General features: G+C 66.4%; 11 protein-coding genes and 1 tRNA gene. 7 read left to right on the top strand and 5 right to left on the bottom strand.

Features of this window, described 5'->3' with window-relative positions; translation table 11 throughout:
* Positions 1-212 precede the first annotated feature (212 nt).
* From sepX to ACK8GG_RS03320, 3 genes are all read left to right on the top strand, one after another.
* Positions 213-995, top strand: a complete 783-nt coding sequence (gene sepX, locus ACK8GG_RS03310; RefSeq protein WP_440348313.1) for a divisome protein SepX/GlpR — start codon at positions 213-215, stop codon at positions 993-995.
* Positions 996-1,135: 140 nt separating this feature from the next.
* Positions 1,136-1,209: transfer RNA gene (locus ACK8GG_RS03315), tRNA-Ala, on the top strand.
* A 505-nt stretch (positions 1,210-1,714) separates the two neighbouring features.
* Positions 1,715-2,380 (top strand): hypothetical protein, encoded by a 666-nt coding sequence (locus tag ACK8GG_RS03320; RefSeq protein WP_440355495.1) that lies wholly within the window; start codon positions 1,715-1,717, stop codon positions 2,378-2,380.
* A gap of 553 nt (positions 2,381-2,933) precedes the next feature.
* Here ACK8GG_RS03320 and ACK8GG_RS03325 read toward each other — a convergent pair.
* Both ACK8GG_RS03325 and ACK8GG_RS03330 read right to left on the bottom strand, forming a co-directional pair.
* Positions 2,934-5,654, bottom strand: coding sequence for a KGGVGR-motif variant AAA ATPase (locus ACK8GG_RS03325; RefSeq protein ID WP_440355496.1), 2,721 nt, complete (start codon positions 5,652-5,654; stop codon positions 2,934-2,936).
* Complete coding sequence (locus ACK8GG_RS03330) at positions 5,651-6,067, bottom strand: hypothetical protein (RefSeq protein ID WP_440355497.1); 417 nt, start codon at positions 6,065-6,067, stop codon at positions 5,651-5,653. Before ACK8GG_RS03330 ends, ACK8GG_RS03325 begins: the two co-directional genes overlap by 4 nt.
* A 790-nt stretch (positions 6,068-6,857) precedes the next feature.
* On the opposite strand from ACK8GG_RS03330, the gene ACK8GG_RS03335 reads away from it, so the two are divergent.
* The 3 genes from ACK8GG_RS03335 (at position 6,858) to ACK8GG_RS03345 (ending at position 8,981) form a co-directional block, all read left to right on the top strand.
* Positions 6,858-7,973: a helix-turn-helix domain-containing protein gene (locus ACK8GG_RS03335; RefSeq protein WP_440355498.1), complete on the top strand. Its 1,116-nt coding sequence runs from the start codon at positions 6,858-6,860 to the stop codon at positions 7,971-7,973.
* A 254-nt stretch (positions 7,974-8,227) separates the two neighbouring features.
* Positions 8,228-8,596, top strand: coding sequence for a hypothetical protein (locus tag ACK8GG_RS03340; protein ID WP_440355681.1), 369 nt, complete (start codon positions 8,228-8,230; stop codon positions 8,594-8,596).
* 211 nt (positions 8,597-8,807) lie between these two features.
* Entirely contained in the window at positions 8,808-8,981 is a 174-nt protein-coding gene (locus ACK8GG_RS03345) for a hypothetical protein (protein WP_440354127.1), read from the top strand.
* A gap of 108 nt (positions 8,982-9,089) precedes the next feature.
* Here ACK8GG_RS03345 and ACK8GG_RS03350 read toward each other — a convergent pair whose 3' ends face one another.
* Both ACK8GG_RS03350 and ACK8GG_RS03355 read right to left on the bottom strand, forming a co-directional pair.
* Entirely contained in the window at positions 9,090-9,785 is a 696-nt protein-coding gene (locus ACK8GG_RS03350; protein ID WP_440355499.1) for an Ntn hydrolase family protein, read from the bottom strand.
* Between the two features lie 162 nt (positions 9,786-9,947).
* Positions 9,948-11,267 carry an MFS transporter gene (locus tag ACK8GG_RS03355; RefSeq protein WP_440355500.1) on the bottom strand — a complete coding sequence of 440 codons (1,320 nt, stop codon included), beginning with the start codon at positions 11,265-11,267 and terminating at the stop codon, positions 9,948-9,950.
* Positions 11,268-11,370: 103 nt separating this feature from the next.
* On the opposite strand from ACK8GG_RS03355, the gene ACK8GG_RS03360 reads away from it, so the two are divergent.
* Positions 11,371-11,799: a hypothetical protein gene (locus ACK8GG_RS03360; protein ID WP_440348300.1), complete on the top strand. Its 429-nt coding sequence runs from the start codon at positions 11,371-11,373 to the stop codon at positions 11,797-11,799.
* A gap of 71 nt (positions 11,800-11,870) precedes the next feature.
* Here ACK8GG_RS03360 and ACK8GG_RS03365 read toward each other — a convergent pair whose 3' ends face one another.
* Positions 11,871-12,266, bottom strand: coding sequence for a hypothetical protein (locus ACK8GG_RS03365; protein WP_440348299.1), 396 nt, complete (start codon positions 12,264-12,266; stop codon positions 11,871-11,873).
* Positions 12,267-12,344: the final 78 nt, after the last annotated feature.

The following is a 12,344-nucleotide window of genomic DNA, read 5'->3' on the forward strand; positions in this document are numbered from 1 at the left end:
GGCGGTTGTGGAGCGCGCTCCGTCCAACGTGACGCATCTGACCTGAGGGTCATCGCGGCGCGCCGTGCCGTTTTGCTGGTTCCCTCACCGTAACCTCGGGTAACGGTAAGGCCTGGCTGCCGTGCGCCGGCTGCAGGATCCACGCTCCGGAGAGCTTCCGGACGAACTCCCTGCGGCAGGCGGACGGCTTTTCGAACACGGTGATGGGAGGGGTGAGGGTGCCGACCTCGGTGCTCCTCGCCGTCCTCGCCGCAGCCGGACTGCTCGCACTGGCGCCGGCACTGGTTCGCCGGTACGACGCTACCGAGCGGTTGGTCGCGGAGCGGGCGCAGTCGACGGCGCGGGTGCTGCAACGCCCCCGCCGCCGTCGTACTGTGCCCGGAAAAAAGCCGATCAATCCACCCCGGTCGCTCACAATCACCCTGCGGACCGAAGCGGCCGGCGCGGCCACCCCCATCTCCGCGCCACCGGCCCGTCGCCGGGCCCGGCTGCGCCCGGTGTCGAAGTCTGCGCGCCCCCGACGCCGCCCACCGCAGCGCCGGCACAGCGCCGCGGTCTACCGCCGGCGCCGCATCCTCGCCGCCCTGGTGCTGCTGAACCTCGTCGAACTGGTCGGGGTGCTCGTCGCCGGACCGGGCTTCTGGGTCAGCGTCGGCGTCACCATGACCATGCTCGTCGCGTACGTCTTCCGGCTGCGCAACATGGCCCTGGCCGACCAGCGCCGCCGCCGCGCCGAAGCCCGCGAAGCCGCCTGGCTCGCCACCCGCCAAGCCGAGGTACGCCGTGAGCAGGCCCGCCGGGCCGCCGCGCGCCGTGAGGCCCAGCGGCGGCTGGCCGCCCAGCGCGAATCGGTACGCCGGGCCGCGATGGGGCTGGACCGGCCCGCCGACCTGCCGGCGGCTGCCAACGGAGGTGGGTCGGTGTCGTACCGGCGCCGCGGTGGCGGGCTGCGAGGGCGGGCGTACGAGGCGGGGCCGGGGTCGCACACCGCGTGATTCCGGCTGCTTTCGTGCCGGCTGGGCGGTTCGTGGTCGTCGCGGGGGTGATTCGCTTGGGCGGCGCGGGACCTGTTAGTCTGATCGCCGATCGGCCCGCGGTTCGCGGGCCTACCGCTGCCGGGTGATTCACCCGGCGGGGGGCTGTGGCGCAGTCCGGTAGCGCACCTCGTTCGCATCGAGGGGGTCAGGGGTTCGAATCCCCTCAGCTCCACCCATTGCAAAGGCCGTTTCCGCTCGTCGGAGACGGCCTTTTTCGATCTTGCGACAGCGAAGTGCGGTAGCTGAGGCGAGGTGTTCGGCGCGCCGGTGTCGAGTGCAGCGACCCGGCAGCACGGCCGCACCGGCGTGCTCGGCGTGCTCGGCGAGCGCCAGAGCGCCAGAGCGGCCCCGGTGCAGATACGGCACCCCTCCGGCCGCGCGAGACGGCTGGGCTGCCACCGGTGTGGGAGGACCTCAGCGAGCAGGTCGACGGCTCGTGCAGGAGCGCCACACGGTTGGTCACCGATACCTCGAAGCTGGCGGCGAGGCGGGTGAGAGTGTCGCCGTTGCCCAGGTGGGATAGGGCCGTCGGCAGGCATGGCCGACGCCAAATGCACCTACCTGGTAGCCACAGCATCGACTAGGCTCGAACGTAGGGGAAAACGACCCGAACAGCCAATCTAACCTGACCTGGTCGGCGGCCCGCGTGCGCCCACTCTGACCGGCAGACTGCCGCAGTGAACATCGACCACAACGCCGTATTCGCAGCTATATCTACATTCGCGGCGGTTGCAGGAACAGGTGCCAGCTTCCTCGCCTGGAAGGCGGCGCGATCAGCCAGCGAAGCGGCACGCGCCTCAGCCAGCGTGGCGTCAGACTCCGAGCGCGACCGGCGTTGGTCCTCCCTGCTGCCGCAGTTCAAGTTCACCTGTTCTAGGCGGGCGGACAACATGAGCGCGAAGTTGCGAATTCGTCTGGACGGCCCGTACACGCTCGAACGCCTCAACCGAGTCACCGTCACGATCCGCGATGACCGGCCCAACCGTGAAAATTTTTTGCTGGCCGGCGGGCCTACAGCGGAGCAAATTGCCGCCCAAGTGTGGGGGCCTTATCGGTTCAACACCAACGTGGAGAACGTCGAGAAGCCGTATGGCCGACGAGTTGCGTTCCCTGAGGGGGTGGCGGTCGGTGAGGACCTCGTGTGCTCTCTAGAAGAGACGCTACTTCCGGCTTGGAGTGAGAGCCGGACCCCTGACTGGTGGCGTGATGAATACTTTGGCAAGCCGATTCGTCTGATCATCGAGTGCGAACACGAAGGTCTGCCGCCGTGGCGGATTCCGGCTGAGGTGCCGGTGATCTCGGAAGATCATCGGAGTACGCCGGGCACAACTGACCCAAGATGAGCGAAGAGAAGCTCTAAGGCGACGAGCGTCGAGCCCGTGACGGGCCGGTGGATTGAGCCCTTGGTGATCTGCAGGCGCCATTGGCGGCTGCAGTCGCTGGCGCAACCAACACCCGGTCCTAATACCGCATTTGCCGCCGGCTCGAAATCCGCCACCCGGATCAGCCGTGCAGAGCGGCATGACGGGTACTAAATTCGGCGACGAGGACCTGCAGACTGGGCTAGAGCCGCCTGGATCATTGACCGCGCCTCCCGTTCGGCTCTCGCCTGCCCTGTATCATCCCCTTCAGGACGCTCAATCCACCGTTGTGTGTTTGAGGACCAACTGCCACCCTCGTCGCGCCGCCATAGCTCAAGACGCACGTCGTCCGGTCGGTGAATAAATCGCTCTACCGTCACGTGGTACTTGTCGTTGTGGCTGCCGATCGTGTACACGCGACCCCCATTGATGCACTCTTGTTATTGCTGCAGGAAAACCGGTTACGCTCCGACTTTGGCCAGCCGAAGCGATGTGCCTCTGAAGCTAGGAACTGCTGCACTGGTGAGGCGTCCGGTCAACCGGAGACATCATTGCGACGTCGTACCAGCTTCGCCATAGCGACGACCCTCGGTCGCCCCTGCACCGAAAAGCCCAGTCCGTGTCGGAAGATCTCCGGAATCCAGTATTGGTCGCCCTCCCGGAACACGACGCCATTGGTGTCCAGCAGTCGGGCCTCCTCATTGCTAAGGTCGACCGACTCAAGTCGAAACGGTACCTTTTTTCGGGCTACATCAAGATCCCTAAGCCGATCGAGTAGGTCTCGCACAGGCGGGTTTTCCAGTCGGATTGCCTCGATTTTTTGCTCGCTGCATTTCGGTAGGGCATTGCGCATGGCGGTAGGAGCGAGAACCCGATCTGCCCAGCGTGAGTCAGCCCCTGCCGATTCTTTGGCCGCCTCGGCGAGGAACGCGACGATGTCCCGAGCCTGGATCTGGCCACGGAAGTCGGAGAGCGCGGCGAAGAACCACACCTCCGACCTGGCCTCCTTCGACTTAGCGCTGCCCATCTTTTCGCCCCAGATGGCCGACATTCGACGGGAGAGTTCGGCTTCCGCAGCGGTTCGGACGTCCTCGCCGGAAACGTTGGGCAAGCTCTTGCCTCGCTGACACACCCACGCGGCCAGTCGCAGCGCCTCTTCAGTGTTCCACCGTAGGGCGTATTTCTCGTATCGCTTCTCGAACTGTCCGGGGTTCTGGCGGATGGCTGCCAAGGCCAGGTCCCTCCGGACGAACACCACTAGCCCTAGCGGCCGGCCACGTAGGGTACGTAGCCACTCCGGACAACCCACCAGAAGCGCCTGGAGCGCGTCCTGTTCGCGACTCTTCTCCGCGAACGATGGGAAAAGGTCCTCCAAACCGTCAAGTATGAAGACGACCGACCGGGTGCGAGCGAGGTTCGTCAGTATCTCCTCGGCATCCTCAGGGCTAGCCTCCAGACCTATCGACAGGGCGAAACAGGTGAGCCACACCCGCCGCCAGCCCACCTGGGTCAGTTCCCGGGCCAGTGCCTCCTCGATTAGGTCCCGGATTGCTTGCCGGCTTACCGGATCCCGGCCGGTCAGGTCATGCGCAGCCGTCGCCCGCCGTCGATCGATTAACTCGGCCGATTCGTCGTGCAGGTTTGTGGAGGCTAGGACCGGCACGGTTGGTACGGTCAGCGACGCATTGTGCACCCCCGCGTCCCTAATAAAGGACGCCCAGTCGGGGCGTTGGCACACCTGCATGAAAGTGAACGTCTTGCCTGCGCCCTTGCCGCCGATCACGATCTCTACTGGAAGTTCCGTCCGGTGTGCCTCGGCTAGATTGCGTAGCGCATCGGTAGTGAGGAACTCAGTTTCCGCAGAGCCCTCGGCGTAGATCATGGCATCGGCGACGTCGGCCAGGTTTCGCCGCTTGTCTTCGACCGACGTCGGTTCCATCTTGGCTGGCATGGGGACCGTCGCAGCCACGGGAGGCAGCGCCTCGACCAAGGGATCGACGACATCGGCCAGACGCAAACGAGCGATCAGTGCCATCACCTCGTCCCAAGTGGCTGGCAGGTTCAGCAGGCCGGGCTCGAAGCGGCTCGTCATGATCGGAATGGCCGCGTCTGCCGCCGGGAGATCGCCGTCGTCTGGGTCAGCGGACCGACCAGAGACCTCGAGCGCGCCGTCCCGGAGTTCGGCCACCACGTCAGAGAGGCGGTCACCGTGCTCGGCTGCGTGGAACTGCGTCAGCAGCAGCGCACAGTCCGGGTCGTCTGGTCGATTGGCAGGAGCGCGGCGTGCGAGTTCGTTCAGGATTTGACGCGTGCCCCGAACCGACTGGTCGCTGATGGTGGTGACGAAGACTCGTAGCACCCGGGGGTCGAGCAACAAAGGAGCGCTTAGCTCGCTCGATCCTGCCCGCAGGTCAACGAGAACCACGTCGGCACCGATGGCGAAACCGAGCTTGGCCAGGGCCTCTGTGAGTACGTATGGGTCGCGATCAGTGGTGAGCAGGTCTATCGGTTCGATGTGCGGGGGACCGACCCGCAGGTGGCCGCGTCGGGCAGGCATGACCACGATGCCGTCGAACTCCTGATTGGCCAGGAACTTGCGGCCCAAACTGACGGCTTCGGCGTACTCTGCGTCGGTCGCACCGTGCGCCAATGCGAGGAAGTCCTCATAAGCGAAGTCAATGCGTGTCGAGTCGGCCACCATCCAGGTGATTCCCGGCGCTTCGAGGTCGGCGTCGACTAGCAGCACCTTTCGGCCGAGTTCGGCCAGACGCCTAGCCGCGGCGACGCAGTGGAGGGTGCGGCCGACCCCGCCCTTGAACGAATGAAAGGCGACGATGGAAACATCATGTGGCAGAGTCGGGTGCGGTGCGGGGAGGGCTTCGGCCAGTTCAGAGACCACGCGGCGATCGCTCCAGCGTGGCCGGCGCTCCGCTGGCAAAACCTCTCCAACGGCCTCAATCTCGATGGAGAGCGGTCGTTGGGGCCCGTCCGGGTTGGTGTCATCGAGTAAAAGTACGCCACGGTGAGGCTCAATGGTTAGCGGCCCGAGCGCGCTTCGCAGCCAGGTCCAGACCACGTCTACCGAGACCGTCGGATCGACGACAAAGCGAGCACTATCCCAGTACGCGTCCACCTCTTGTAGCCAGGAGGGCCAGCCTCCGTCGCGAGCGAGATCGGCGAAATACTGGTTGACATCCAACCAGGTGAAGAGGTGGTCGGGGTGGGTGAGTGGGTGGACGTCACGCCTATCGTTCAACGCCCGATCCTTTCAGCACAGAGTTGTCCGAGCGTTGACAAGCCTGCCACAGTTTGCTTTTCGTCCTCAGGATCAAGCTCGGCGCCGTATCGCCATGCCTCGTGCAGCTCCCGAGCGGTGACCGGTGGATGGCTGAATCCTCCCTTGGCGGGACGGCGGCAGTTCACAAGATCCTGATAGGCCGAGGCACTCAGCTTGAGATTTTTTGCCAACTGCCTCAGGTCGTGCGTAACCAGCTCCTGCTGTTGGGCTGTGGAACGTCCGTTCCGAGCCTTAAGCGCCAAAGCCTTCAACCCACACTCTACAGAGTAGAAGCGTATGAGGTGACTCACCGGCGCCGGGACCGTTCCGGCAACGTCGCGAAGTCGTACGTAACTGTTGGTCAGTTCGCGGAGGGAGACAGTCAGCGGCACGGCCGGATCCTATCGACGATCCTCGCGTGTGGAAAGTGAACCGGTATATCGTTCGATTTGCGACCGTGCGTTCACTAGCTTGGTCAGGGGGTCGGCCGGCGTTCCAGCCCTGGAGATGTTCCTCGCCTATCAGCCCACAGCCGAGCTGCTGCGGCGAGTTGCCGACCGCGCGATGGGTTGTGGCGCAGGAGTTGGGAGAGCCGGAGCCTCGCCTGCTGCCTGGTTCCTCGGTCAAATGCATCGGGGTGTTCTGCCCATGGGTGTTTTGCCGGGACTGTGCCCACACGGTTGCTGTCCGGGTTACGTGCGGTGCGTACTCTCTGGACGGCCACGGTCGGTGGCTCTTTGGTGCACCCCGCGCTACGAGGAGGGCTGCCATGGATATGCCAAAGCTGACCTTCGCGCAGCGGTTGAAGCTCTACCGGCAGCGGTCAGGAAGGAGTCACGCTGGCAGCGGGGCGCCGGGCGCGAGGTCGCCGGACGTGATCCGGTTGCGCAGTAGGTCGGCGAGCTGCCGGAAGACTGCCCGATCCGCGCTGGGGTCGATCACAAATGCGACGCTACATGTCCTACGTGGATGGCACCGTGGCGGTGACATGGGCATCCTCTGTTCGGCGGTGTGGCTCTCGGTTGCAGTCTGGTCCGGATTTGCCCTTTCCGCTGGCCCGAATTTTGAGGCAGGGCGATTGTGTGAAATCACGTAGAGGTGTGGTCGGGTGTACGGTCCGAAGTTGCACCTCGCCGCAGGGTGGGCGAGCCGCTGCCGGTCCTGTCGTGGAGGAGTGTCCCCATGCCGCCTGTTTCGGATGGTCGATTCGGTGCTGAGCTGCGGAGGCTTCGCATGGCGGCGGGGCTGTCACTGCGGCAGCTCGCCCCGATCGTGCTCTCCAGCCGGGGGCACCTTCACGACCTGGAGTCGGGGCGGCGCCACCCGACCGTCGACTTGGCCGGTCGGCTCGATGACGCGCTCGAAACCAACGGTCTCTTGTCCGGCATGCTGCACCCGTCACCCGCGGCAGGCGACCCGGAGCGGTTGGCCTACGTTGCCCAACACCCCCGTCGCATTGATCCCGCGACGCTGCGCACTTTGAGTGAGTTGCTCGCCGCCCATCGCCGGCTTGAAGACAGTCTCGGCTCCACCCCGTTGCTGCCGACGATCCGTACCCAGTTGGACCTGGTGACCACGTTGGTTGCCGAGAGTGCGGGAGGGCTCCGGCCGCAGGTGGCGGACCTCGCCGCGCAGTGGGCGCAGTTCGGTGGATGGCTGTTTGCGGCCAGCGACCGGCGGCGCCTGGCCAATCAGTGGTACGGCACTGCGCTGGAGTGGGCTACGGAAGCCGGCAACGTCGACATGGTTGCCACGGCGCTCAGTATGCGTGGTCATCTGGCCTGGTCGGAGCGGCGGGTAGACCCGATGATCGGGCTTTCCTCAGCGGCGGCTCGACAGCCGGCCAGCCCGGGAGTGCGAGCGATAGCCATTCAGCAGCAGGCCCGGGGTCATGCTCTGATCGGCGAGGCGAGCGTGGTCACCGGCCTGCTCGATCAGGCCGCGGAACTGAATGAGGCGGCCAGCCAGGCCCCGGACCGGGAACCGCCGTGGACCTACTTTCACTCTGCCGCCTATCTGGCGATGCAGAGTGGACTCGCCTACCGACTTCTCGGCCGCAACGCGCAGGCGATCGAATACCTGCGTCTTGGACTGGCCGGTCTGCCAAGGGAGTCATCCGGTGCCGCGTGGACCGGCCCCTACCTGCTGCGTCTCGCGGCGGCGCTCGCGGACGATGGAGATGTCGGCGAGGCGTTCGACGTCTATGAGCGGGTCCTCTGCCTTGGACAGGCCACCCGCACGGTCAACCTCGTAGAACAAGCTGAGGCTGGTGTCCGCGCGTTGTCCGCACGTAGATAGCGGACACCACGAGTCTCGACCGTAACCGCCCGATCGTCGACTGTTGATTTCGGGCATGGCTCGTAGGAAAAGCACTTTCCGGCCGTGAAGTCGCGCCCTTCGTTCGGCGCGACGGTGGCCGGCATTTTCAAGACACCGCCACCGCGCCCTCCAGAAGGAGAAACAGGTGGACGGCGTTGAGCTGAGCTGCGGCACCAGGCGGGGTAGTGCTTCACCTTCGCTGGCGCGACAGCTGGTGGCACCGAGACGGATGCCTGGTCGATGAGGCGCGTCTCGTACGAGGAGTACCTGATCGCCGTCGCTTTGACCCTCGCCCGGCGGCATCGGCCGGTGTGGTCGTGGCGGAGGTGGCGGCGGATTTGCCGCTGCGGCACAGACCTTCCCTGTCAGGCCCGTCATCGCATTCCGATCAATCGTGGCCACTGGCCGGGGGAGGAGGCACAGTGAACGACGACCAGGAGCAGGAGATTCTGGCCGTACATCTTCGGGGTCTCGACGGGTTGTGTGTGGGTTGCCGGGTGTGGTGGGCGCGGTTGGTGCCGTACCCGTGTTGGCAGGTGGAGTGGGCGACCAGCCGGCAGGCGCGGATGACGGTGGGCCGGTTTCTGGAGGGTGTGCGGTGACCGCGCATGGTCCGGTTGTTCCGGTGTGGAGTTGCGCGGGTTGCAATGCGCCGTGGCCGTGTGCGACTCGGCGGCGGGAGTTGCTGGCCGAGTACGACCGGGCTCCGACGTCTTTGGCGATCTATCTGGCGGCGCAGTTCGTCGACGCGTCGCAGGACCTGACTGCCGTCCCCGCGGGCCGGCTGTATCACCGCTTTCTCGGGTGGGTGCGGTGAGTGTGCTGCGCCGCGATGACGTCAAGTTCCACTACAGCGACGGGTCGCACCGGTGGATCCCGCCGGACCCCCACTATGACCAGCGGGCCTGGGAGGAGCAGGTCCACCGGCACAAGCAGGAACACCTCCGCAACGCACAACCCGAGGTACGCGTCCAGCGCCTCGCCTGAGGGACCGGACTGCCGGCGATCCGCACGAGCCGGAAACGCGCCCTCATGGCACGGTGGAAACCCCGACGGGCCGCCACCGTGCCGGTCGTCGCCGCGCACCCGCCGGCGTCAGTCGAAGAGCCGGTCGAGCGCTTCCTGTTCGAGGTCGCACCAGCGCTGGACGTCCTTCTGCGCCTTGGCGATCTCCTTTTCGTCGAGGTGGTGGGCGCCCTCCTCGCGGATGCACGCGATGCTGAACGGTGCGCCGACCGACGGCGAGGTCTTGTCCAGCGCCTCCAGCACCCGGACCATGCCCACCACGCCGTACTCGACGGGGCGCGTGGTCATCCGGAAGTGGGACAGCAGCGCGCCGGCCTGCTGGGCCATGGCCGCGCCGGAGCCGATGGCGTGGAAGCCCACGTCCTCGTAGCGGCCGATGAGCCCGTTGGGGTTGATCTCCACGATCCACGGCCCGCCCTGGCTGTAGCCGGCCGCGAGCAGGTACGCCGACACCCCGCCGCCGTCGCCCTCGCCGGGCACATCCGGGATGTAGTTCTCGTAGTGCTTCTTGAAGACGGGCAGGACGCGCTCCTGCAACTCGTCGCCGATGTCGGGTGCTTCGAGGATGGCGGTGGCCGATTCCTGGAGGAGAGGGCGCAGGTCGTTGAGTACTCCCCGCGCGCCGCTGCCACCCCAGGCGGCGCAGTCGCCCAGCGGGTGCAGCTTATCGGCGGGGAAGCTCAGACCGCGGTTGCTGTCGGTGATCTGGGAGTCCGCACCGATCACCACCCCGTCGCTGCAGACAACGGCGAGTACGACGGTCATGGGTCCTCCTGGGGCAGGGGTGCGGGGGCTGGGCGGGAGGTACCCGGCATCCCGCTCGCCTACACCCTGGCAGGTGTCGGCCCGGTCACTGCCCCGGACGAGAATCCCCTCCGGAGGACCCCGACTACGACCAGCGGGCCGGGGTGCGGGGATCGCCTGCGGTCACTTCGGTGGGGACGCTGCCATCGCCGTACGCAGGGCTGGTGAGCGCAGTCCGAGCGCGGCCGCGGCCAGCAGGAACACCGCGCAGACCACCAGGACGACGCTCGCGCTGAAGAGGTCGTTCAGGGCGCCCAGGGTGTTAATGGTGATCAGCAGCGGCAGGCTCTGCACCAGAACGAGCACCGACTGCACCCGCGCCACGTGTGTCGACGGGGCGCCGCCCAGGATCAGCGGGCCGACGTGTGTGCTGAAGACGCCCGACCCGACCCCGATCACCGCAGCAGCCGCCACGGCGGGGACGGCGCCGGGCAGGAACGCCAGCGCGACGATCGCGGCTGCCGCGAGCGCAAGCCCTCCAGCGGCCGCTAGTCCCGGCCGGGAGAAGGTTCCGGTGGCGGTGACCGTGAGGGCCACGGCGACGATTCCCAGCGCGACCGCCCCGGCAAGGAGACCCCCCGTGCCGGCGTTCCAGCCGCGCTGCTGCGCGAGCAGAGGAACCAGCAGCCCGGACACCGGAAGCAGGAACCCCGCGGCCATGGCGATGAGACCCAGCGTCGATCGCAGCAGCGGATCGGACCACGCCACCCGCAGACCGTCGGCGGAGCGGCGCAGCGCGTTTCCGCCCGCAGGCGGCGGCGTGGGCGTGGCGGAAGAGCGCGGGCGCAACCCGATGAGGATGGCCGCCATGACCACGAAGGTGCCGGCGTTCATGAACGCCGCCGCGGCGAGCCCGGCGGTGGCCACGACGAGACCGCCGGCCGAGGCGCCCGCGAACGTGGCGAGCTGCCCGATGGCCTGCCGGGCCGACATGGCCCGAGCCAGACCGGCCCCGGGCACCAGCCGCCGCGGCATCGATCCCGAACTGGGCAGGTAGAACGCGTCCACGGCGCCGATGACCAGAGCGGCCGTGAGCAGCAGGTACGGCTGAACGCCGAGCACCAGGACGGCGCCGCCCAGCAGTAACGTTGCGGCGATCATGGTGAAATCCGAGGTGATCATGACCCGCCAGGCCCCGATGCGGTCGGCCAACGCCCCGCCGGCCAGCAGGAACACGACCCGCGGCAGGGTGATCGCGGTGAGCACCGCACCGGCGAAGAACCCACCCCACCCGGCCGCCATCCAGATCATGGCGAACGCCATGATCTGCGAGCCCAGCAATGACAGGCTGACGCCGACCAGCCAGATCCAGTACTCCCGGGGAATGCCCGTTCGCGGCTGCGTTGCCTTGTCCTCATAGGAAACGGTCATGCTCTCCCGGCCCGCCTCTCGTGGCGTCTGTGAACCGGCACAGCTTTGGCCCTCGACCAGATCGAGGGTCAAGCCGGACCGGATCAGCGAAGACCTCGTCGAAGGTCATCGGGGCCAGCGACAGATGAGAACGCCTGACCTTCCGATACCGCGTCGAACAGCCGACACTGAGCCGATGAACCCGGACTCTGCCCTCGAGCTCGCCTTCGACGTAGCAGGATGGCCCCCGCTCAAAAATGAGGCCAAGTCCATGCTGGCCGCCGGCCACAAGCACCATGGAAGTGTCCGAGCCCTGCTGGGGGCAGCCGCTGCAGCGTCACGGCAAGTCGGCTGGACGATGGTCAGCGCCGACATTGCGCTTGATGTAGTTGTTCGAGCGCCGGCAGGCCGTCCTCCTGGAGACGCAACCAACTATCTCGGTGGAATCGGCGACGTTCTCCAGGACAAGAGCCGGCCGACCAACATGGACCTCTCCCATCTCGGAGCGCTCAAGGAGGTCGCACTCTACGTAGACGACCGCCAAATCCGCCGAGTGACGTACAGCGTCGAGCTTGCCGCGAACGCTTCCTACTCTGTCCGCGTTTCAATCCTGGAGGGCCTATGACCAACTTGCGTCGGGACCACCTGTGATGGTTTGGCGGGGTCGAGGTCCGGGTGACGCCTTCTGCGTCAGCCTCACCAGTCCCGCCACTGGTCTGTCAGTTCGTGCCGGGGGATCCCACGTCGAGCGGTGAGTGCATCCACGTCGACACCGGCCTCAGCCAGGACATCGTCGATGTACTCGCAGAGCTCTTCGCGTACGGTCGTTTCGATGCACCCGTGCTCAGCATCGATGGCGTTCAGAGCAGATACGACTCGTTCAACCGATGCGAACGCCTGCTCATCGGTCATCCCGCGCAACCACCGCGCATCCGCCTCGTACTGGTCCAGAGCGGCGTCGACAGCATCGATGAACGACTCGGGCCAGAGGTGCAGGGCGTAGGCCTGTGCTTCGTTGAGTGTCCCTGCCGCTACTGCGGCCTTCTGCTGCTGGACCTTATCGCGCCACTCTTCGGTGGGCCGAGTGATCATTACGGGAGCATACCGAGGATCGGGGGTAGGCAGGGACAGCCAGCCGAGGCATTCTTCGGCTTTATACCACTGGCTCCT

It is taken from the genome of Melissospora conviva (assembly GCF_049523535.1).
GTDB classification, from domain to species: Bacteria; Actinomycetota; Actinomycetes; order Mycobacteriales; family Micromonosporaceae; genus Melissospora; species Melissospora conviva.